The organism is Citrobacter sp. Cf136, assembly GCF_030333815.1.
GTDB lineage: Bacteria > Pseudomonadota > Gammaproteobacteria > Enterobacterales > Enterobacteriaceae > Citrobacter > Citrobacter freundii.
Genome location: NZ_JAOWFE010000040.1, coordinates 150517 through 173641 on the forward strand (window position 1 = coordinate 150517; position 23125 = coordinate 173641).

The following is a 23125-nucleotide window of genomic DNA, read 5'->3' on the forward strand; positions in this document are numbered from 1 at the left end:
CAAACCATAACCTTTGTGATGGCATGGGTTAAATTTATTAACATCTAAGCGCAGAATAATGACTCCGGCAACCGCTTTTGTCTCTGGTTACCGCTGATTTCGCAAAAAAAAGCCCAACCTGAGTCGTTGGGCTTGCGAATTAAGAACCCGATCATGATTAACGCATGATTTTATCGCCACGGGAAAGCCCCACCACGCCGGAGCGAGCAACTTCCACAATTTTAGCGACTTCACGCAGCGTTGCCAGAAACGCATCCAGCTTATCGCTGGTGCCCGCCAGTTGTACGGTGTAGATAGACGGCGTGACATCGATGATTTGCCCGCGGAAAATCTCCGTGTTGCGTTTCACTTCTTCCCGGCCATAACCGCTGGCCTGGATTTTCACCAGCATGATTTCTCGTTCAACGTGAGCGCCCTGCCCCAGCTCGCTAACGCGCAGAACATCCACCAGTTTGTGGAGCTGCTTTTCGATCTGCTCAAGGACTTTCTCATCCCCTACCGTCTGAATCGTCATCCGCGATAAGGTCGGATCGTCGGTCGGCGCGACGGTCAGGCTTTCAATGTTGTAACCACGCTGGGCGAAGAGGCCAATCACACGCGATAATGCACCTGACTCGTTTTCAAGCAATACTGATAATATCCGGCGCATAATCAGGTCCTCTCCGTTTTGCTTAACCACATTTCATCCATCCCACCCCCACGAATCTGCATCGGGTAGACATGTTCACTGCCATCGACGGTGACATCGACAAACACCAGACGATGGTTACGCACATGTTCAAGCGCTTCGCCCAGCTTGCTCTCAAGTTCTTCAGGCCGATTAATCTGGATACCGATATGCCCATAAGCCTCAGCAAGGCGCACGAAATCGGGCAGCGACTGCATGTAAGACTGTGAGTGACGCCCGGAGTAGATCATGTCCTGCCACTGTTTGACCATGCCGAGATAACGGTTGTTAAGGTTGAGTACCAGCACCGGCAGCTCATATTGCAGCGCCGTCGACAGTTCCTGGATATTCATCTGAATGCTGCCATCCCCGGTGACGCACACTACCGTTTCATCCGGCAAAGCCATTTTCACCCCTAACGCCGCAGGTAAACCGAATCCCATAGTGCCGAGGCCGCCTGAGTTAATCCAGCGACGCGGTTTATCAAACGGATAGTAAAGTGCGGCAAACATCTGGTGCTGGCCAACGTCAGAAGTCACATACGCCTCCCCTTTCGTCAGACGCCAGATGGTTTCAATCACCGCCTGCGGCTTAATACTTTCGCTTTGCGTGTCGTATTTCAGACACTGACGGGCGCGCCAGTGCTCAATCTGTTGCCACCAGTCACGATTATCATCCAGCGGCTGCTGAGATTTCTCCTGCTCCAGTAGTTCGAGCATCTGATCCAGCACCAGGCGGGCATCCCCCACAATCGGAATATCCGCAGTAACGGTTTTGGAAATAGAGGTCGGATCGATATCGATATGCAGCACGGTCGCATTCGGACAATATTTTGCCAGGTTATTCGTCGTTCGATCGTCAAAGCGAACGCCGACAGCAAAGATCACATCGGAATGATGCATGGTCATATTGGCTTCGTAAGTACCGTGCATGCCCAACATGCCCAGCGCCTGACGATGCGTGGCCGGAAACGCGCCCAACCCCATGAGCGAGGAGACAACCGGCAGATTCAGCGCTTCAGCAATCTGAGCTAACTGCTCATGGCAAGCGGCATTGACCGCGCCACCGCCCACATAGACAACCGGTTTCTTCGCCGCGACCAGCGTCTGCAACGCCCGTTTTATCTGTCCTTTATGTCCCGTCGTCGTCGGATTATACGAGCGCATACTCACCGAGTCCGACCAGCTATAAGGCAGTTTCTTCGCCGGATTCAGAATATCCTTCGGCAAATCCACCACCACTGGCCCCGGACGACCGCTTGCTGCCAGCCAGAAGGCTTTTTTCAGCACCTGCGGGATATCTTCCGTTTGTTTGACCAGGAAGCTATGTTTCACCACCGGGCGGGATATACCTACCATGTCGCACTCCTGGAAGGCATCGTAGCCAATCAGCGACGTTGCGACCTGCCCGGAGAGGATCACCAGCGGAATGGAATCCATGTAAGCTGTTGCGATCCCGGTAATCGCGTTGGTCGCCCCCGGCCCGGAGGTGACCAATACGACCCCCACTTCTCCCGTGGCACGCGCAAGGCCATCAGCCATATGTACCGCCGCTTGTTCATGGCGGACCAGCACATGATCAATACCGCCGACCGTATGCAGGGCATCATAAATATCGAGGACGGCCCCCCCGGGATAACCGAATACCTGCTTCACACCCTGATCGATGAGCGATCGGACGACCATCTCGGCTCCAGACAACATCTCCATGGCTTGCCTCACTCTTATAATGAATTGCGGTTTAACAACACATTAACCGCTGACGATGACGCATGGCAATTGACTCCGAAGGGGTGGCACTGGAGTAAATAAGAATAAAAAGGAGGAAAGACGCGAATAAACGGAGAATTAAACCAGCATAAGCAATCAGTATGATAAATAATCGCTTAAAAATGGGAACTTACAGCAATTACTCTATTTTTTGACACTTTTGGACAGACGTAAAAAATAGAGTTCAGCATAAAATTTCAGTTATAAAGTTAAAAGCAGAATAAACAGGATGCGCCGTCCGGTTTACTCTGCTAAATGCTACTGCTTACAAACGGCGACTAACAACTCTTCCATCCATTGATGTCCTTTATCCCGGCCTGCGGCTTCATGCCATGAAAGATAGCATGTGCGGCTGTTCAATTTTAACGGTAAAGGCAAGATCTGTAGTTCTAAAGAATCGGCAAATTCTTCTGCTAACCAACGTGGCGCAATAGAGACCAAATGCGTTTGCGACACAATATTAAGAACGCTAATTAATGCCATGCCCTGATAAGCCACGGAGGATTGTTTATCCGGTGTGTCATACCACGGTTGGCTGAATGATGCGAAGCGATCAAGTGACACCACCGCATGCTGTTCATTATAGACATTGCTTTCCAGTAAAGGACCACTAATGCGCGGATGCTTTTTACTTGCCACTAACACCATTTCGTCATTGAATAACGGAATACTGGTAAATTCAGGACGTCGGAACTCTTCATAGCTAATAACGAATTCAGTTTCCTGGTAACGTAATTGATGCTCTGTATTTTGATTGAGTGAAGATTTAAATACGACATGAATGTTTGGTGCAACTTGCTCAACCCTATTATAAATCAACGAGGTCAGAATATTATCCAATGGGCTGCATACGCAAAGATTGAATACGCGCTCGCTGCTGGCTGGCTCAAAACCCGATCCAGGCAGTTCATTCTGCACTAATTGCAATGCCTGACGAACAGAACCAAATAGCTGGAAGGCTCTTGCTGTCGGCTGGATACCGCGTCCATAACGAACAAAAAGCTCATCATTAAACATAATTTTCAGGCGCGCGACCGCATTACTGACAGCAGGTTGCGACATCCCCAAAGTATGCGCGGCACGGGTGATGTTTTGTTCTTGCATCACCGCATCAAAGACGGTTAATAAATTAAGATCAACCATGCGAAGCTGTGGTTTCCCAATATCTATAATATTTGTTTTATCTGTTATTTTTACTTCTGGCATATTTAACTCCACTGTCACTCTAAACTCCCTTTTCCCAGACGGAGTGAAGAAATAATCTCCGTTAATATGATTTACCATACATATAAGATGAGAAAAAGAAAAAACATTAAAATTAGGAAAACATAAAGGCACAAACCTAAATGAACAAAAGACCAATGCGATCGCAGTGTGGCAGTGTCACTGCACGGTGATTCATATGTTTAAATTTCAAAAACAATATAACCATAAGCATGGCGAATATACAATCATACGTATAGTGAATGTGTATTTAAGTTTTAATTAAATGTTTATATTATTAATACATTAAAAGTTAACATTAATTTATCAATTTTGTGGTGTTACACCACCCATAGCCATTCATAATTACTATAAAAACAGATAAATCATTAAGATATGAAATTCCAAGAGCGACTTTTCCTTCAGTTCGCCGTTACAATAAATGCAAATAACTATGCTCAAATATGTCAAAACATGAAAATTATGTACAACCATCAACTGATTAATTTTATGTAGCCCGAAAAATTCAGCACAATTCGCTTAAGTTTTGCAGAAACTTCCCCCCTCTAACGAGGCATTTGCTGGAGTGAGGGTTGACATCAGTCTTCATATCCAGTACCACTAAAAGCATATCGCATTCGCCTGGAGCTTAATTGATGACTTACATTGCTCGTTTCAACGGTCTACTACTACTAAACGCATCTTCGTTGCGCGGTAGACTGGTGGACGACATTCAGCATTAAGTCAGCTCCAGTTAAGACAAAAAACCCGCGCCGTTGCGCGGGTTTTTTTATGCTCGAAGCAAGGCGCTCTAAGAAACCAAGGACCTAAACCATGAGCCAGCAAGTCATTATTTTCGATACCACCTTACGCGATGGTGAACAGGCGTTACAGGCAAGCCTGAGTGTGAAAGAAAAACTGCAGATTGCGCTGGCCCTTGAGCGTATGGGCGTTGACGTGATGGAAGTGGGTTTCCCCGTTTCTTCACCGGGCGACTTTGAGTCAGTTCAGACTATCGCTCGTCAGGTTAAAAACAGCCGCGTTTGTGCCTTAGCTCGCTGCGTAGAAAAAGATATCGACGTTGCCGCAGAATCTCTGAAAGTCGCTGAGGCTTTCCGTATTCATACGTTTATCGCCACCTCGCCGATGCACATCGCGACGAAATTACGCAGTACGCTGGATGAGGTCATTGAGCGCGCGGTCTACATGGTTAAGCGTGCGCGTAATTATACCGATGACGTGGAGTTCTCCTGCGAAGATGCAGGCCGTACCCCTATCGCCGATTTGGCTCGCGTGGTTGAAGCTGCCATTAACGCGGGAGCCAAAACCATTAACATCCCCGATACCGTCGGTTACACCATGCCTTTCGAATTTGGGGCAATCATTTCTGGCCTGTATGAACGCGTACCAAATATCGATAAAGCCATCATCTCCGTACACACCCATGATGATTTAGGTTTGGGCGTAGGCAACGCACTGGCAGCCGTTCACGCCGGAGCGCGTCAGGTGGAAGGCGCGATGAACGGTATCGGCGAACGCGCCGGTAACTGCTCACTGGAAGAAGTGATCATGGCGATCAAAGTGCGTAAAGATATCCTGAATGTACAGACCCGCATCAATCACCAGGAGATCTGGCGCACCAGTCAATTAGTCAGCCAAATCTGCAACATGCCTATTCCTGCTAACAAAGCCATTGTCGGTAGTGGTGCCTTTGCCCACTCTTCCGGCATCCATCAGGACGGCGTACTGAAAAATCGTGAAAACTACGAAATCATGACGCCTGAATCCATCGGCCTGAACCAGGTACAGCTGAACCTGACGTCCCGTTCCGGACGTGCCGCGGTGAAACACCGTATGGACGAGATGGGATATAAAGAAAATGAATACAGCCTGGACAACCTGTACGACGCATTCCTGAAACTGGCGGACAAAAAAGGTCAGGTATTTGATTACGACCTGGAAGCGCTGGCCTTCATCAATAAACAGCAGGAAGAACCGGAGCATTTCCGTCTGGATTACTTCAGCGTGCAGTCCGGCTCAAACGATATCGCCACCGCCTCCGTCAAGCTGGCCTGCGGTGAAGAAGTCAAAGCCGAAGCGGCGAACGGTAACGGTCCGGTCGATGCCATTTATCAGGCAATCAACCGTGTAACTGAGTACAACGTCGAACTGGTGAAATACAGCCTGACCGCCAAAGGGCACGGTAAAGATGCGCTGGGTCAGGTGGATATCGTTGCCAACTATAATGGTCGTCGTTTCCACGGCGTCGGTCTGGCGACAGATATCGTCGAATCTTCCGCTAAAGCAATGGTTCATGTGCTGAACAACATCTGGCGCGCCGAAGAAGTCGAAAAAGAATTGCAACGCAAAGCTCAGAACAACAAGGAAACCGTGTGATGTCGAAGAATTATCATATTGCTGTTTTGCCGGGTGACGGTATTGGCCCGGAAGTGATGGCGCAAGCCCTGAAGGTACTGGACGCAATCCGCAACCGCTTTAACATGCGCATTACCACCAGCCACTACGACGTGGGTGGTGCCGCTATCGATAACCACGGTCAGCCGCTGCCGCCTGCAACGGTTGAAGGCTGTGAACAAGCTGACGCCATTCTGTTTGGCTCCGTTGGCGGCCCGAAATGGGAAAATCTGCCGCCAAACCAGCAGCCAGAGCGTGGCGCGCTGCTGCCATTGCGTAAGCACTTCAAATTATTCAGCAATCTGCGCCCAGCTAAGCTCTATCAGGGTCTGGAAGCGTTTTGCCCTCTGCGCGCAGATATTGCCGCGAACGGTTTCGACATCCTGTGCGTACGCGAACTGACTGGCGGAATTTACTTCGGTCAACCAAAAGGCCGCGAAGGCAGCGGACAACATGAAAAAGCCTTTGATACCGAGGTTTATCACCGTTTCGAGATCGAACGTATTGCGCGTATCGCGTTTGAATCCGCCCGTAAACGTCGCCGTAAAGTCACGTCGATTGATAAAGCTAACGTACTGCAAACGTCTATTCTGTGGCGCGAAATCGTCAATGAAATTGCTAATGAATACCCAGACGTTGAACTGGCGCATATGTACATCGACAACGCGACGATGCAATTGATCAAAGATCCTTCCCAGTTCGACGTGTTGCTGTGCTCTAACCTGTTTGGCGACATTCTGTCTGACGAGTGCGCCATGATCACCGGTTCAATGGGCATGTTACCGTCCGCCAGCCTGAATGATCAGGGCTTCGGTTTGTACGAGCCTGCTGGCGGCTCCGCTCCTGACATCGCCGGGAAAAACATTGCCAACCCTATCGCCCAAATCCTGTCGCTGGCGCTGCTGCTGCGCTACAGCCTGGATGCCAATGATGCGGCAACCGCAATTGAGAGCGCCATCAACCGCGCATTAGAAGAAGGCATCCGCACCGGTGACTTAGCCCGTGGCGCTGCCGCAGTCAGTACCGATGAAATGGGCGACATCATTGCCCGTTACGTCGCAGAAGGGGTGTAATCATGGCCAAAACGTTATACGAAAAATTGTTTGATGCGCACGTCGTCTTTGAAGCGCAAAACGAAACCCCGCTGTTGTACATCGACAGACATCTGGTGCATGAAGTGACCTCTCCGCAAGCGTTTGATGGCCTGCGCGCGCATGGCCGTCAGGTACGCCAGCCGGGTAAAACCTTTGCCACCATGGATCACAACGTCTCTACCCAGACCAAAGACATCAACGCGTCGGGTGAGATGGCACGCATCCAGATGCAAGAGCTGATTAAGAACTGTAACGAATTTGGCGTCGAGCTGTATGACCTGAACCATCCGTATCAAGGTATCGTTCACGTGATGGGGCCAGAACAAGGCGTGACGTTGCCGGGTATGACCATCGTCTGCGGCGATTCCCACACCGCTACACACGGCGCGTTCGGCGCGCTGGCGTTTGGTATTGGCACCTCTGAAGTTGAACACGTTCTGGCGACGCAGACCCTGAAACAGGGGCGCGCCAAAACCATGAAGATTGAAGTCAACGGTAAAGCAGCCCCTGGCATTACCGCCAAAGATATTGTGCTGGCGATTATCGGTAAAACCGGTAGTGCAGGCGGTACCGGACACGTAGTTGAGTTTTGTGGCGAAGCCATCCGCGCGCTGAGCATGGAAGGCCGCATGACCCTGTGCAACATGGCGATCGAATTGGGCGCGAAAGCGGGCTTGGTCGCGCCAGACCAGACCACCTTCAACTATGTCGAAGGCCGTCTGCATGCACCGAAAGGCAAAGACTTTGACGACGCGGTCGCCTACTGGAAAACCCTGCAAACGGATGAAGGCGCCACTTTCGACAGCGTCATCACCCTGCAAGCGGAAGAGATTGCGCCGCAGGTCACCTGGGGAACAAACCCGGGTCAGGTCATTTCGGTGAACGATAATATTCCCGACCCGGCATCCTTTGCCGATCCCGTTGAGCGCGCATCGGCTGAAAAAGCGCTGGCGTATATGGGGCTGAAGCCAGGTATTCCGTTAACGGAAGTGGCTATCGATAAAGTGTTCATCGGTTCCTGCACCAACTCGCGTATTGAAGATTTACGCGCCGCGGCGGAAATCGCCAAAGGACGTAAAGTTGCGCCAGGCGTACAGGCACTGGTGGTGCCGGGCTCTGGTCCGGTGAAAGCGCAGGCGGAAGCAGAAGGTCTGGACAAGATCTTTATCGAAGCAGGATTCGAATGGCGTTTACCAGGCTGTTCCATGTGTCTGGCCATGAACAATGACCGCCTGAATCCGGGCGAGCGCTGCGCCTCCACCAGCAACCGTAATTTTGAAGGCCGTCAGGGCCGCGGTGGTCGCACACATTTAGTCAGCCCGGCCATGGCCGCCGCTGCCGCCGTTACCGGTCATTTTGCCGACATTCGCAGCATCAAATAAGGAAACTACCATGGCAGAGAAATTTACCCAGCATACCGGCCTGGTTGTCCCACTGGATGCCGCCAACGTTGATACCGACGCAATCATTCCCAAACAGTTTTTGCAGAAGGTTACGCGTACCGGTTTTGGCGCTCATCTGTTTAACGACTGGCGTTTTCTGGACGAAAAAGGGCAACAGCCAAATCCTGAGTTCGTTTTGAACTTCCCGGAATATAAAGGGGCATCAATTCTGCTGGCGCGCGAAAACTTCGGCTGCGGTTCGTCACGCGAACATGCGCCGTGGGCGTTGACCGATTACGGTTTTAAAGTGGTGATTGCCCCAAGCTTCGCCGACATCTTCTACGGCAACAGTTTCAATAACCAACTGCTGCCGGTGACTCTGAGCGACGCGCAGGTAGATGAAATGTTTACCCTGGTGAAAGCCAATCCGGGCATTAAATTTGAAGTGGATCTGGAAGCGCAGGTGGTGAAAGCGGGCGATAAGTCCTACAGCTTTAAAATCGACGACTTCCGCCGCCACTGCATGCTGAACGGTCTGGACAGCATCGGGCTGACGCTGCAGCATGAAGCGGCCATCACCGAGTACGAAGACAAGCAGCCAGCGTTTATGCAGTAATCTCTCCCGCTGGTCACCGCACGGTGGCCAGCCTCTACTCTTCGCCTACAGCGTATCGCCGTAATAGATTTGGTAGCCAAGATTAACGCTGCCCGGCGCATCCTTCCCGCCAAGACGTTTAATCAAAATATCCGCCGCCGTTTTGCCAATCTCAAAGCGTGGTGTAATCACGCTGGCGATTTTTTGCAGCCGCGCACGGCCAATTTCCAGCCCGTGGAAACCGGCAATCGCCATTTTTCCCGGCACATCGTACTGCTGTGCCTGACACTCCAGCAGCACGCCAACCGCCAGGTCATCGTTGGTACAGAAAATAGCGTCAATATCCGGCTTTTCCGCCATCGCCTGCTGGAACATTTTGCGCCCCAGCGCTACCGACGAAATCGTTTTTGGCGCCAGGTGATACGCCTCCAGCCCCTGCGCAGCCAGCGCATTCTCGGTACCTCGGTAACGACTCAAATCGCGAGGGTCGTCCATTGATCCAAAGAACGCAATGTGACGTTTTCCACTGTCGATAAACGCCTGGGTCATCTCGAAGGCCGCTTTTTCGTTATCGAAACCGACCTGTATATCCAGATACTGGCCGCTAATATCCATCAGTTCCGCCACCGGTACGCCGCTGGCGCGCACGTACTGGATCATCCGCTCGGTATGCAGCTTTCCCGTGAGGATCAGGCCGTCGATATTGTAAGAGAGCAGATTCAGAACCTCGCGTTCTTCACGCTCGGCGTCATATTCGTAGTTGGCGATCAGCGTCTGGTACTGGCAAGCCGAGGTGACGGATTCAATTCCCGCCAGCACGTCGGCAAAGATCTGATTACGAAACGAGGGGATCAGCACACCAATAGTTTTGCTACGTGCGTTGAGCAGAATTTCCGGAGCGCGGTTAGGAATGTAGTTGTTCTCTTCCATGATTTTCGAAATCAATTCACGGCTGCGTTGCGACACCTGATTCGGGTCACGCAGATAACGGCTGACCGTCATCTTATTCAGACCGGCCAGATTAGCGATATCCTGTAATGTCATCCGATTGTTTTTCATAAGGTTCTCTACGACCAACATCCCATTATGCTCGCAGAGAACCTTATCACAGCCGGTTAGCGACTGCACTCCTCGCTCAACCTTAACGCGTTACCATCTCAGCCGACGGCGACATGGTTTCATTTTGCGCACGAACGCAGTACATCAGCACCACCGATGACAGCAGAGCAATCGCCATGAAGGTGTAGGAGACGCCCGGCCCGCCGGTCACGCCGTTGAGGTAACCCACCAGCCACGCGCCGAGGAATGCCCCTAACGCGCCAAAACTGTTGATCATTCCCATCGACACGCCGGAGACGTTGCGCGGCAGCAGTTCGGGGATCAGCGCAAAGAACGGTCCGTAAGGCGCATACATACAGGCGGCGGCCACGACCAGCAGCGCGTAAGAGAGCCAGAAGGACTGGTTGCCCAGCATCCACGAGGCAAAGAACGCAATGGCAGCAATCAGCAGCAGCGGCCAGATAAACAGCTTACGGTTCTGGTATTTATCGGACAGCCAGGAAACCGTCAGCATCAGGCAGATCGCCGCCAGATACGGCACTGCCGCCAGCCAGCCCACCGCCACAATATCCATCTGCGCCGCGTTTTTCAGAATCGACGGCATCCACATCATGAAGCCATACACCCCGATGCTCCACAGCGCATGCACCGCGCAAAGCATAATGACGCTGCGTGAACGCATCGCTTCACCGTAGTTGCGCATCGGTTTGATGTCCCGCTGCTCGCGGTCCATCGCCTGCTGTAACGCCTGCTTCTCCTGCTCGCTCAACCAACCCGCATCCGCCGGTTTGTCGCGCACCAGAATCACCCAGCAGAAAGCCCAGATCACCGCAGGAATACCCTCAATGATAAACATTTCGCGCCAGCCCCAGGCTTCAATCAGGTAGCCAGAGACAATCGACATCCACAGCACTGTGACCGGGTTACCGAGAATTAAAAAGGTGTTGGCGCGCGAGCGTTCAGTTTTGGTAAACCAGTTGCTGATATAAATCAGCATCGCGGGCATCACCGCCGCTTCGACGATGCCGAGAATAAAGCGGATCGCCATCAGCGTTGGGATATTGCTGACAAAGCCGGTCGCCGCGGCACAAAGCCCCCAGAGGATCAGGCTGTAAAAAATCATTTTACGGACGCTATGTTTAACGGCATACATCGCGCCAGGCACCTGGAAAAAGAAATATCCCAGGAAAAAGAGCGCGCCAATCAGCGAGGCCGTGCCCTGGGTGATCCCTAAATCGTGTTCGATACCAGCGGCAGCGGCAAAGCCGTAATTGGCGCGGTCGAGATAAGCTAAGCTGTAGGTAATAAAAATAATCGGCATTAAATACCACCAGCGACGCGCTGGCAGTTTTGCGAGCATATTCATACTCACTCCTTGGATTATCATTAAAGGATGAGGTTGCTTCCCGCGGCCTCGTTAGCGATCAAACCGCGGCCAGCATGCCGCCATCGACAAACAGAAGATGCCCATTCACAAAGTCAGAGGCGGGCGCAGCGAGATAAACCGCCGCGCCGATCAACTCTTCCGGGTTACCCCAGCGAGCAGCGGGCGTGCGCTGGAACAGCCAGGCGGAGAATGCTTCATCGTTGACCAGCGCGGTGGTCATGTCGGTAGCGAAATAGCCGGGAGCAATACCGTTGACCTGAATATTGTATTCCGCCAGTTCCACGCACATGCCACGGGTTAACATTTTGACCGCGCCTTTTGACGCCGCGTAGGGGGTAATGGTTTTACGACCTAATTCGCTTTGCATTGAGCAGATATTAATAATCTTCCCGCGGCGGCGTTGCACCATGTAGCGGGAAACCTGCTGTGATACCAGAAAGACCGATTTCTGGTTTACATCAATCACTTTGTCCCATTCAGCCTCCGGGAATTCGGTGAAGGGATAACGACGCTGGATTCCGGCGTTGTTAATTAAAATATCAATGGCCCCAACTTCCTTTTCAATTTGCGCGATGGCGCACGCCACCTCTTCCCCGTTGGTAACATCAAATCCATAGCCAACAGCGCGATAGCCTTCGGCCACCAGTTTGTCCGCCGCCACCTGAGCACGCAGTTGGGTAATGTCGTTAATAACAATCTCAGCACCGTGCGCCGCCAGACCGCTGGCCAGCAGGTTACCAATGCCCTGAGCGGAACCGGTAATCAGCGCGCGTTTACCTGTCAGGTCGAATAGGTTTTTCATAATAAACTCCTTTTTTGATAACTGTTACGCGTAACTGTATACGCGTAACAGTAGAAAAAAGAAGATCCAGGAAGAGGAAAATGATCGTTATGTGATCAACGTTACATTTACGTGCAAGATAAAAAAAGAGGGATAGGCCTGATAAGCGTAACGCGTTCAGGCCGTAGGGACAGGTTGCCTGATGGCGGCGTAAACGCCTTATCCGGCCTACAAAAACGACAAAAACTAATGCAAAATATCGCCAGTCCGGGCACTGCGACGTCAGGACTGCGCCGGACTAAACGTCCTTCACCCGCCCGGTCATCCACAGCGTAACCACCGCAATCACCGCAATCACCCAATAGACGGCATAGTGACCGTAGCTTTGCGCAACTGCCCCCTGAATCACCCCTGCCAGAATGACTCCCGTTGAAATACTGTTGGTAAATAATGTGGTCGCTGACCCCGCACGTCCGGGCATCAGATCCTGAAACCACAGCATGCCTATCCCGGCGATAATACCGATAAATACCGCGTTAAACAGTTGCAGCACCAGCAGCGCCGTACGGCTGTGAAAGAAGATCAAACCAATATAAAACAGCACGCCTGCCGCTACGGCCGCGATCATCATTCGCCGTTTACCAAAGCGCTTCACGTAATAGCCTGCCAGAATCATCGCCGGAATTTCCAGCCCAGCCGCCGTCCCCATCAGGATCCCGGCCAGCTTGTCCGGCAAGCCCAGTTCAAGACTTATCCACAGTGGCATATCAATGATGTACATGGTGTTGCAGGTCCACATCAGCGTGGAGGCAATAAACAACATACGCACATTTTTGTCCTGCCAACCGCCGGTCTGTTCCAGCGGCACGTCTACAGGCTGCTCCACCCGCGCGACAGACGGCAGTATCAGCGCAATCAGCACCAGGCTAATGGCAAAAATCCCTGCGGCAATGGAAAACATCGCCGTAAAGCCGTAATTCAGCGCCAGCATGAATGCCAGTGGCGGTCCTATCACCCAGGCCAACGAAAGCTGCGCACGCATCACCGAGCTAAACATCACCACTTCACGCGCGGAGTTATCAGCATATTCTCGCGCCAGCGCAAACAGCTGCGGCATGGCGGTGTTCGCCAGCGAGGCCAGCAGCACACCGCAGGTGATCAGCGTGAGATAGTGGCGATTAAAGGCAAACAGCAGCGCATTGCCAATCGCCATCAGGCAGCAAAACATGATCAGCTTGCGCCGATCGCCCTGGCTGTCGGATCGTTTCGCCAGGCCAAGGCTGACGACGATCCCGACAATCGCATTGACGGTGTAAAACAGCCCGACCCAAAATGGCTGCGCCCCGACTTCACGGCTCAGGAACAGACTCAGGGTGGGTGCCTGCAATGCCCCCGCCACGCCCATCATAAAAGCGACCAGCATAAATGCCGCGTAAACGCCGTTGAGGCGCCGTCCCATGGTCATAATCCAGAGCATATCTTTCCTTTTAAGCGCAGCTGAAACGAAAAAAGCCAGCAGATAATACCTGCTGGCGGGTGAACGAGGCTGTATCCTGCCATTATATCTGGCATCGACGCAGGGTAAAAAACGCATAATCCAGGCGGAGGGCGCTGGGTATAGAAATCTATTCCCAAGCCTGACAACGCAGAGTATGCATTTTTTACACGCGTCCCGGAGGGCTGGGGCCATTTTTTCACATAGCTGTGTTGCTCACACCTTATTTGGTTCACCAAATTTCACTGTTCGCGCCTTGCCATGTGAAAAAATAGCCACCAGCGATGCTCAGATATAATGGCAGGATACAGCCTGCACCAATACTCAGTCACACATGATGTCTGCAATTTCCAATTCAGGAGTCAGATGTCATCTCCCACTGCATCAGTTCTTCGAGCATCTTTAAGCGCTGCGGTGCGCTCAGGCAAGCCAACCAGGACGATTTTTCCGTCGTGGTAAAGTACTTCAACCAGAACTGACGCATAGATGACCCCTTCGTTGTCTCATCGCTTCATCGGAATCTATTATTGGCTTAATATAGGGATTATAAAATTGCTGAGTTTTCCGCAGGAGTTCCCCTTTTATGTCTTCTGGTCGTTTGCAACAACAGTTCATCCGTCTGTGGCAATGCTGTGACGGCAAAACGCAAGACACGACGCTCAACGAGCTGGCGGATCTGCTGAGCTGCTCGCGCCGCCATATGCGTACGCTGCTTAATACCATGCAGGATCGCGGCTGGTTAACGTGGGAAGCTGAAGTTGGACGAGGTAAACGCTCGCGCCTGACATTCCTCTATACCGGGCTGGCGCTCCAGCAGCAGCGCGCGGAAGACCTACTGGAACAGGATCGCATCGATCAACTGGTGCAACTGGTCGGTGACAAAACGGCCGTACGGCAAATGCTGGTCTCCCATCTGGGTCGCAGCTTTCGCCAGGGTCGGCATATCATGCGCGTTCTCTATTACCGCCCCATGCACAACCTGCTCCCCGGCACGGCATTACGCCGCTCCGAAACCCATATCGCCCGGCAAATCTTCAGCGCCTTAATTCGGGTAAATGAGGAAAATGGGGAACTGGAAGCGGACATTGCCCATCACTGGCAGCAAATTTCACCTTTACACTGGCGATTCTTCCTGCGTCCGGGGATCCATTTTCATCATGGCCGCGAGCTGGAAATGGCAGATGTTATCGCCTCACTGATGCGCATTAACAGCCTGCCGCTGTACTCACACATCACGCAGATCGTCTCTCCCACGGCCTGGACGCTGGATATCCATCTGGCCCAGCCAGACCGCTGGCTTCCCTGGCTATTGGGGCAGGTCCCCGCCATGATCCTGCCGCGAGAATGGGAAACGCTAAACAACTTCTCCAGTCACCCGATTGGTACCGGTCCGTATGCGGTAATACGAAACACCAATAACCAACTGAAAATTCATGCATTTGATGATTACTTTGGCTACAGGGCCCTGATCGACGAAGTTAACGTTTGGGTATTACCTGACATCGGAGAAGAGCCTGGCGGCGGGTTGACGCTAAAAGGTCCCACAGAGGATGAAAAGGCGATCGAAAGCCGCCTCGAAGAAGGTTGCTACTACCTGCTGTTTGATGCGCGTAGCCACCGTGGAGCTAACCAGGAGGTCCGCGAATGGGTAAGCCGCATTCTCTCGCCAACGAATTTAATCTGCCACGCCGACGAACAGTACCAGCGACTGTGGTTTCCCGCGTATGGTTTACTCCCCCGCTGGCATCACGCAAAACCCGGCCATGGTGAAAAACCCGCCGGGCTGGAAACGCTGACTATCACTTACTATCGCGATCACATCGAACACCGGATTATCGCGCAGATCATGAAGACATTGCTCGCGCAGCATCAGGTGCAGTTGAATATTCAGGAGATCGACTACGATCAATGGCATGCAGGTGAAATCGTCAGCGATATCTGGCTCAACAGCGCCAACTTTACCCTACCGCTCGACTTCTCACTGTTCGCCCATTTGTGCGAAGTCCCGTTGCTGCAAAACTGTATCTCGCGGGACTGGGAAAACGATGCGGCTCGCTGGCGAACGGGCGAAATGAGCCTGGCAGCATGGTGCCAACAGCTGCTCGCCACAAAGGCCATTGTGCCATTAATCCACCACTGGCTGATCATTCAGGGACAGCGCAGTATGCGCGGGCTGCGCATGAATACCCTCGGCTGGTTTGATTTTAAATCGGCGTGGTTTGCTCCGCCGGATCCTTAATTGCTGCTAAGCAACAAAATCATTACACTAACGCCGTTCTCAACGGGGTGCTAAATAAAAACATACACAAAATCATTCGATCTGCGTATGGGCTGAGAGATACCCGTCGAACCTGATCCGGATAATGCCGGCGAAGGGATTTGAGGCTTATCTCAAGTCCTTTGCCACCCAACTATTGAGGTGCAAAGTGTTTAAAAAATGTCTTCCGCTTTTACTGCTGTGCGCAGCGCCTGTCTTCGCCAAACCTGTACTGACCGTCTATACCTACGACTCGTTCGCAGCTGACTGGGGCCCAGGCCCAACAATCAAAAAAGCCTTTGAAGCTGACTGCAATTGCGAGCTGAAACTGGTCGCGCTGGAAGATGGCGTCTCGCTGCTTAACCGCCTGCGCATGGAAGGAAAAAACAGCAAAGCCGACGTCGTGCTGGGTCTGGATAACAACCTTCTGGAAGCCGCCACACAAACCAAACTGTTTGCCAAAAGTGGTGTAGCCAACGACACCGTTAACGTACCCGGCGGCTGGAAAAACGATACCTTCGTGCCGTTTGACTACGGTTATTTCGCCTTCGTTTATGATAAGAACAAGCTGAAGAATCCGCCCAAAAGCCTGAAAGAACTGGTAGAGAGCGACCAAAAATGGCGCGTCATTTATCAGGATCCACGCACCAGCACGCCAGGTCTGGGTCTGCTGCTATGGATGCAGAAAGTCTATGGTGATAAAGCGCCAGAGGCGTGGCAGAAACTGGCAGCCAAAACCGTCACCGTCACCAAGGGCTGGAGCGAAGCCTACGGTCTGTTCCTGAAAGGTGAAAGCGATCTGGTGCTCAGCTACACCACCTCTCCGGCCTATCACATCATCGCCGAGAAAAAAGACAACTACGCCGCCGCTAATTTTAGCGAAGGCCACTATTTGCAGGTGGAAGTCGCCGCCCGCACCGCGGCCAGCAAGCAGCCGGAACTGGCCGAGAAATTCCTGAAGTTCATGGTGTCTCCGGCATTCCAGAATGCGATTCCGACCGGCAACTGGATGTATCCCGTGACGCAAGTCGCCCTGCCGTCAGGATTCGAGCACCTGAATAAACCGACCACCGCGCTGGAATTTACGCCACAGCAGGTTGCGGCTCAACGTCAGGCATGGATTAGCGAATGGCAACGCGCCGTCAGCCGTTAATCCCCGGCTGGCTGGTTCCAGGGCTTACCGCCTCCACGCTGATGGTGGCCGTTGCCCTGGCCGCGTTTCTGGCACTGTGGTTTAACGCCCCGCAGGGAGAGTGGTCCTCGCTGTGGCAAGATGACTACCTGTGGCACGTGGTGCGCTTTTCTTTCTGGCAGGCTTTTCTATCCGCTGTGCTGTCGGTTGTCCCGGCGATTTTCCTTGCCAGAGCGCTCTATCGCCGCCGTTTTCCAGGACGTCTGGCGCTGCTGCGCCTGTGCGCCATGACGTTAATCCTGCCGGTGCTGGTCGCGGTCTTCGGTATTCTTAGCGTCTACGGTCGCCAGGGTTGGCTGGCCTCACTCTGGCATGTCTTCGGGCTGGAATGGACCTTTTCGCCTTACGGTTTGCAGGGCATTCTGCTGGCGCACGTCTTTTTCAATCTGCCGATGGCCAGCCGCCTGCTGTTACAATCGCTGGAGAGTATTCCCGGCGAACAGCGGCAGTTAGCCGCTCAGTTGGGTATGCGTGGCTGGCATTTCTTCCGTTTTGTTGAATGGCCGTGGCTGCGTCGTCAGATCCTGCCCGTCGCAGCACTCATCTTTATGCTGTGCTTCGCCAGCTTCGCCACCGTTCTGTCGCTGGGCGGCGGGCCACAGGCCACGACCATCGAGCTGGCTATCTATCAGGCGCTGAATTTTGATTACGATCCTGCCCGCGCAGCCATGCTGGCGTTGATCCAGATGGTTTGTTGTTTGGCGCTGGTGCTTCTCAGTCAACGTCTGAGCCGCGCGATTGCTCCCGGTGCTACCCTGGTACAAGGCTGGCGCGATCCTGACGATCGCCTGCACAGCCGACTGACTGACGCAATCCTGATTATTCTGGCCCTGTTGCTGTTGCTGCCGCCGCTGCTGGCGGTGATTGTCGATGGCTTAAACCGCCATGTTCTGGATGTACTGGTGCAGCCAGTGCTATGGCAGGCGCTGGGAACCTCGCTGCGCATCGCATTAGCAGCAGGAGCGTTATGCGTCATACTCACCATGATGCTGTTATGGAGCAGTCGTGAACTTCGTGCACGACAGCAGATGCTGGCAGGTCAGATGCTGGAGCTGAGCGGCATGATGATCCTCGCCATGCCGGGTATCGTGCTGGCAACCGGCTTCTTTCTGCTGCTCAATAACACTATTGGGCTTCCCGAATCTGCCGACGGCATTGTCATTTTTACCAATGCGCTGATGGCGATCCCTTATGCTTTGAAGGTGCTGGAAAACCCAATGCGTGACGTCACTGCGCGCTATAGTATGTTGTGCCAGTCGTTGGGCATTGAGGGATGGTCGCGCCTGAAAGTGGTTGAACTGCGCGCCCTGAAGCGCCCGCTGGCACAGGCGATGGCGTTTGCCTGCGTGCTGTCGATTGGCGATTTTGGCGTAGTGGCGTTATTTGGTAATGAGGATTTCCGCACCCTGCCGTTTTATTTATATCAGCAGATTGGCTCTTATCGCAGTCAGGATGGCGCAGTTACGGCGTTATTACTGCTGATCCTGTGCTTTACGCTGTTTACCGTTATTGAGAAATTGCCGGGTCGAAATGTTAAAACTGATTGATATCACATGGCTTTATCACCATCTGCCCATGCGCTTTACGCTGTCGGTCGCGCGCGGTGAGCAGATAGCGATACTCGGGCCCAGCGGCGCCGGGAAAAGTACGCTACTGAATCTGATTGCCGGCTTTCTCACGCCTGCCAGCGGTAACATGGTGATTGACGGTGAAGATCACACCACGACACCACCCTCGCGCCGTCCTGTTTCTATGCTGTTTCAGGAAAACAACCTGTTCAGCCATCTGAGCGTACAGCAAAACATCGGCCTGGGCCTGAATCCTGGATTGAAGCTTAACGCATCGCAGCGGGAGAAAATACTTCACATCGCCCAGCAAATGGGGATCGACTCTCTACTGGAACGCCTCCCCGGTGAGCTTTCCGGCGGGCAGCGGCAGCGCGTGGCGCTGGCGCGTTGTCTGGTGCGGGAACAACCTATTTTACTGCTTGATGAACCGTTCTCTGCACTTGATCCCGCGCTGCGCCAGGAGATGCTAACGCTAGTGGCCGAAGTCTGTCGCGAGAAGCAGCTGACGTTACTGATGGTTTCCCACAGCGTAGAAGATGCGGCGCGAATTGCGCCCCGCTCGATTGTGGTCGCCGACGGGCGCATCGCCTGGCAGGGCGATACGGACAATCTGTTAAGCGGCAACGCTAGCGCCTCGGCGCTATTGGGCATTAAAGCATAATGCGTTGCCGGATAAGGCGAAGCCGCCATCCGGCAAAGGAATCGTCAGTAACCCACCACTTTGCGCAGAATATCGATATACACCGGCATCAGCGGATGGCGCAGTAACGCCACCAACGCAACCACACCGATCCCGAGCGTCAACGGCGCCAGATACAGCAAACGGCTGCGGGGGAAATACGCCGTTAAGCGATCGACAGCCGCTTTGCCACTGCGCCATAGCCGCCAGCAAAACCAGCCGCCAACCCAGAGCAACACCGCCGTCGCCAGCAGCAACCATTTGAAATCCCCGCTCTGCATATCAGAAGGAATATCAATTGCCGCTCCCGCCAGGATCCCCGGCAGGAAGTAGAACGGTGGCCACAGCACGCAGCCGATAATATTCGGGACGATAAATTTAGCGACAGGCAGATCCAGCATGCCTGCTACCATCGGCACCAGCGGACGCGTCGGTCCGACAAAACGCCCCACCAGAATAGTAAACATGCTGTGCTGATGCAGGGCGTGCTCGGTTTTATCCAGCAACGCCTTGTTCTTTTTCATGAACGACCAACGGTGCAATGGCTTTTTAAAGCGCCAGCCCAGCCAAAAAGAGATCCAGTCCCCCAATAAGCAACCTATAATGCCCGCAAGCCAGGCATGCCAGAAGTTCAGTTCGCCGCTGCCAATCAGCGCCCCCAGCCCCGCCATCATCACGGTCCCGGGTAGAATCAGGCCAACCAGCGCCAGCGACTCCAAAAAAGCCACCAGAAGTACGGCGATCAAAGAGTACAGGGCGGACTGGAGAATAAAGTGTTCCAGCAATGCTTGCATAATGTGTCCGTCAAATTTACGAAGCAGGGATTTTGATAACCCCTCTCAACTTCGTCAAGCCATCAATTGTCTGAATAGATTGCGAGTTATGACAACTTTCAGGATACATCATTCACTTTTTATTCACATCCAGCGTAATTGGGATGCTCAGGAACACACTTTGCGTCACTTCACCCTCTCAACGAACTCCAGTTCGAGGATATCTGATTTTTGGTAGACGCAATAACGGTGATAATTACTGGAGAAATCATTAGGATCGTGATAAATCCATAAGCAATCATATTTTATTGAAGAACCGAGTTGTTGTAGAAAATCACGTAAGACTGTTTTTTTTTCAGCAACATCCTTAACATGATGCCATGTTATTATGACTAGTGTTCGCTGTTCATCTAAATCATAATCATAGTTATAATCAATATCTTCTGATATTAATGGTATGCTTTTTAGCGTATCAGGCGTATATAGCCAGTATGAGAAAATATCATCTCGCTTATAATGATGTTCTCCCGATGTCAAAACAAACCAACCATAGAACGCCAAAGGGGATAGCAGAAATAATGAAGAAATAAATAGAGCATATTTTCTCATCTCTCTACTCACTTAAGTGGAGAATGAGGATGAAGCAGAAAAAAAGATGGTCTATCAAAAGGCGAGTCAGCATAACCCAGTGTATCAGAAATTGAAAACGTACCATAAAGCTCATGATTCAATCTATTTTTTTCCTTAAAAAAGTCGCCAACAGGATTATTATTAAACTGATTGTACAATAAACCTGAAAATGAATTATCTAATGGTTTTATATAACTCAACCACTCTGGGAGATTTTTTTTGATAGGCTCACCATATCTGAATGGTGGTTTTGTCGAAAATAAATACGGAAAAAAATCTCTATTTTTAAAAGTACCGATTGGATCATGAGCATCTCATATCTGTATGGCCGTTTCATAGGATACAGGTTTTGCTCGCCACAATGGGTCTGGTCCCGTACCAAAAACACGATAAAAGCCGACTAAATCAGAAACCAAATCCTCCACACTAAATCCACTATCCGTGTACCAGTTGAAAAGGATAGAGTTCTGCCATGCTTCGAATCGTTTTGCCGTCCCATACATAATAGTCAAAGCCACTCGTGCCTTAAGCACTGGAGAAAGACAAGCACGAACCATAACTTGAGTATGTACACCAGTATGAAAAGTAAAGTTTACCCCAAATAAATTTTTCCCTTTTCCCATTTCTTGATAATAGTTTACCGGGAAGTACCAATCATTGAACTCATTATAATATTTTGCCCACTGTTCTTGCTCAAGCTTTTTCTTTAAGAATCTGGCATCATCACCCTGAGCATGACCTAAATCAATCCATCCCAGCTCTTCTGTATAAATTAAACCATTTTTTTTAGTGGTTGCAAAAGTCCCATCAGTAATATCAAATCGCTTACTCATTTAAAACCTCCTTGACAGGTGGTTTATAGCAAGAATAATTTTATCAAACAAATGCTAATTTCTTATTTTTTATAGATATCTATTCATCACAAAATTACAACTTATTTTAGATGCCAAATTTTAAGGCGCTGAAAGAAGTTGAATACTCCCAGCGCTACATAATAAATTTATTCACATCCAGCGCGAAACTCGCTCGGACTGGCGCCGGTACATTTTTTGAAAACACGAGAGAAATAGAGCTGGTCGTCAAAGCCAACATTGCGACCTACGGTGGCAATGGGCATACGTGTGGTACTCAGTAATAGCTTCGCCTGGCTGATGCGCTGGTCCTCGCGCCAGCTTAATACGCTGATACCTAACTGCTGACGGAACAGATGCGACAAACGGGAAGGCGACAGGCAGACGTGCTGCGCGACGCTGGCGATATCAAAATTGCTGTCCGCCAGGTGATCGCTGATGTACTGGCAGGCATCGCGGACGCGGTTGTCCATGGGCGGGTGTAGCGATTCATTGATGGCTTCCATACGTCGGAGCAACAACTGTTCCAGTAAATTAATCGCCAGCAGTTCAGAATAACGACCTTCTCCCTGCCCGGCGTTAATTATCTGCCCAAACAGCTCGTTAAAATGCGGCTGATGCGCTTCATCCGGGCGGAAAAAACCGGTCTGGGCAAAAATGGCTGGCCAGGTCAGCCACTCCTGCCAGTAGGCGCGCGGGCGAAAGTAAACCCACTGGTGATACCACTCGCTGGCGTCAGGGTGGCGTCCGTAGTGGTGAATTTCTCCGGGTGGAAACAACAGAATATCGCCAGGCCGACAGACAAACTGCTTGCCCTGATTATTGATAACCCCTTCACCACGGATGGTGAGATTGAGGATATAACCCTTCATACCCAGCGGCCTGTCGATAAAAAAATCCAGGTATCCGTTCGCCTCAATGGGGGTTAATCCGGCCACCAAATGCGCGTTAAACGAATAACCTGGCAACAGGGGATCGTTTTGCGTTTCAGCCATAATTTCAATACTCCCTATGTCCTGCCAAGAAACAATTTGTCCATATTACGCCAGACATCATCGCTGTCGCCCCTGCGGGCCGCTGTATTTGCGGTAATGGACCACCAATCCCGCTTGTGAAAAGCTCTTTGTAAAAAACATGTACTATGCCAACGTCAAAATCGGCTAACAAAAGTGTCTATAACTACGGCAGAAATGTCCACATTGATTATTTGCACAGCGTCACACTTTGTGATGCCACAGCATTTTAATCCATAAGATTAGCGGATCCTGCCTGACGGTTTTTATCGCTACTCACTACTGTTTATCCATACCCGTATTTTTGGATGGAGT

The 23125-nt window shown here is 51.6% G+C and carries 21 protein-coding genes and 1 riboswitch; of the genes, 9 read left to right on the top strand and 12 right to left on the bottom strand.

Annotation, left to right across the window (positions count from 1 at the left end; genetic code table 11):
• Positions 1–157: 157 nt before the first annotated feature.
• From ilvN to leuO, 3 genes are all read right to left on the bottom strand, one after another.
• Positions 158–649, bottom strand: coding sequence for an acetolactate synthase small subunit (ilvN, locus tag OGV98_RS20010; RefSeq protein ID WP_003829566.1), 492 nt, complete (start codon positions 647–649; stop codon positions 158–160).
• Positions 650–651: 2 nt separating this feature from the next.
• Positions 652–2376: an acetolactate synthase 3 large subunit gene (gene ilvI / locus OGV98_RS20015; RefSeq protein WP_202580785.1), complete on the bottom strand. Its 1725-nt coding sequence runs from the start codon at positions 2374–2376 to the stop codon at positions 652–654.
• Positions 2377–2694: 318 nt separating this feature from the next.
• Complete coding sequence (gene leuO / locus OGV98_RS20020; protein ID WP_202580786.1) at positions 2695–3642, bottom strand: transcriptional regulator LeuO; 948 nt, start codon at positions 3640–3642, stop codon at positions 2695–2697.
• Between the two features lie 653 nt (positions 3643–4295).
• Here leuO and leuL point away from each other — a divergent pair.
• From leuL to leuD, 5 genes are all read left to right on the top strand, one after another.
• Complete coding sequence (gene leuL, locus OGV98_RS20025) at positions 4296–4382, top strand: leu operon leader peptide (protein ID WP_048998978.1); 87 nt, start codon at positions 4296–4298, stop codon at positions 4380–4382.
• Positions 4383–4473: 91 nt separating this feature from the next.
• Positions 4474–6036, top strand: coding sequence for a 2-isopropylmalate synthase (gene leuA / locus OGV98_RS20030; RefSeq protein ID WP_149911351.1), 1563 nt, complete (start codon positions 4474–4476; stop codon positions 6034–6036).
• Complete coding sequence (leuB, locus tag OGV98_RS20035) at positions 6036–7127, top strand: 3-isopropylmalate dehydrogenase (RefSeq protein WP_003837420.1); 1092 nt, start codon at positions 6036–6038, stop codon at positions 7125–7127. The genes leuA and leuB overlap by 1 nt, the downstream gene beginning before the upstream one ends.
• Before the next feature lie 2 nt (positions 7128–7129).
• Positions 7130–8530 (top strand): 3-isopropylmalate dehydratase large subunit, encoded by a 1401-nt coding sequence (gene leuC, locus OGV98_RS20040; protein WP_016149551.1) that lies wholly within the window; start codon positions 7130–7132, stop codon positions 8528–8530.
• 10 nt (positions 8531–8540) lie between these two features.
• Complete coding sequence (leuD, locus tag OGV98_RS20045) at positions 8541–9146, top strand: 3-isopropylmalate dehydratase small subunit (RefSeq protein WP_003837416.1); 606 nt, start codon at positions 8541–8543, stop codon at positions 9144–9146.
• Between the two features lie 45 nt (positions 9147–9191).
• Here the strand turns inward: leuD and idnR are convergent, their stop codons facing one another.
• From idnR to sgrT, 5 genes are all read right to left on the bottom strand, one after another.
• Positions 9192–10184, bottom strand: a complete 993-nt coding sequence (gene idnR / locus OGV98_RS20050; protein ID WP_044699207.1) for a DNA-binding transcriptional regulator IdnR — start codon at positions 10182–10184, stop codon at positions 9192–9194.
• 82 nt (positions 10185–10266) lie between these two features.
• Entirely contained in the window at positions 10267–11550 is a 1284-nt protein-coding gene (locus OGV98_RS20055) for an MFS transporter (RefSeq protein WP_003845721.1), read from the bottom strand.
• Between the two features lie 58 nt (positions 11551–11608).
• Positions 11609–12373 carry a gluconate 5-dehydrogenase gene (gene idnO, locus OGV98_RS20060; RefSeq protein WP_048219720.1) on the bottom strand — a complete coding sequence of 255 codons (765 nt, stop codon included), beginning with the start codon at positions 12371–12373 and terminating at the stop codon, positions 11609–11611.
• A gap of 277 nt (positions 12374–12650) precedes the next feature.
• The gene (locus OGV98_RS20065; RefSeq protein WP_048219722.1) at positions 12651–13829 is read right to left on the bottom strand and encodes a sugar efflux transporter; all 1179 of its coding nucleotides are present in this window, start codon (positions 13827–13829) and stop codon (positions 12651–12653) included.
• Positions 13830–14202: 373 nt separating this feature from the next.
• Positions 14203–14331, bottom strand: a complete 129-nt coding sequence (sgrT, locus tag OGV98_RS20070; protein WP_003018817.1) for a glucose uptake inhibitor SgrT — start codon at positions 14329–14331, stop codon at positions 14203–14205.
• Positions 14332–14430: 99 nt separating this feature from the next.
• On the opposite strand from sgrT, the gene sgrR reads away from it, so the two are divergent.
• The 4 genes from sgrR (at position 14431) to thiQ (ending at position 19525) form a co-directional block, all read left to right on the top strand.
• A complete protein-coding gene (gene sgrR / locus OGV98_RS20075) occupies positions 14431–16086 on the top strand; it encodes an HTH-type transcriptional regulator SgrR (protein ID WP_003018820.1) in 1656 nt (551 codons plus the stop codon).
• 33 nt (positions 16087–16119) lie between these two features.
• Positions 16120–16243, top strand: a riboswitch (TPP riboswitch).
• Positions 16244–16273: 30 nt separating this feature from the next.
• The gene (gene thiB / locus OGV98_RS20080) at positions 16274–17257 is read left to right on the top strand and encodes a thiamine ABC transporter substrate binding subunit (RefSeq protein WP_121571425.1); all 984 of its coding nucleotides are present in this window, start codon (positions 16274–16276) and stop codon (positions 17255–17257) included.
• Complete coding sequence (gene thiP, locus OGV98_RS20085) at positions 17233–18843, top strand: thiamine/thiamine pyrophosphate ABC transporter permease ThiP (RefSeq protein ID WP_202580788.1); 1611 nt, start codon at positions 17233–17235, stop codon at positions 18841–18843. The genes thiB and thiP overlap by 25 nt, the downstream gene beginning before the upstream one ends.
• A complete protein-coding gene (gene thiQ, locus OGV98_RS20090) occupies positions 18827–19525 on the top strand; it encodes a thiamine ABC transporter ATP-binding protein ThiQ (protein ID WP_003845713.1) in 699 nt (232 codons plus the stop codon). The genes thiP and thiQ overlap by 17 nt, the downstream gene beginning before the upstream one ends.
• A 44-nt stretch (positions 19526–19569) precedes the next feature.
• Here thiQ and OGV98_RS20095 read toward each other — a convergent pair whose 3' ends face one another.
• The 4 genes from OGV98_RS20095 to araC all read right to left on the bottom strand — a co-directional run bounded on the left by OGV98_RS20095 (position 19570) and on the right by araC (position 22792).
• Positions 19570–20337 carry a DedA family protein gene (locus OGV98_RS20095; RefSeq protein ID WP_003837398.1) on the bottom strand — a complete coding sequence of 256 codons (768 nt, stop codon included), beginning with the start codon at positions 20335–20337 and terminating at the stop codon, positions 19570–19572.
• A 165-nt stretch (positions 20338–20502) separates the two neighbouring features.
• Positions 20503–20925, bottom strand: coding sequence for a hypothetical protein (locus tag OGV98_RS20100; RefSeq protein WP_075204112.1), 423 nt, complete (start codon positions 20923–20925; stop codon positions 20503–20505).
• A gap of 335 nt (positions 20926–21260) precedes the next feature.
• Positions 21261–21779: a hypothetical protein gene (locus tag OGV98_RS20105; RefSeq protein WP_226807874.1), complete on the bottom strand. Its 519-nt coding sequence runs from the start codon at positions 21777–21779 to the stop codon at positions 21261–21263.
• A gap of 167 nt (positions 21780–21946) precedes the next feature.
• Complete coding sequence (gene araC, locus OGV98_RS20110; RefSeq protein WP_003018834.1) at positions 21947–22792, bottom strand: arabinose operon transcriptional regulator AraC; 846 nt, start codon at positions 22790–22792, stop codon at positions 21947–21949.
• Positions 22793–23125 lie beyond the last annotated feature (333 nt).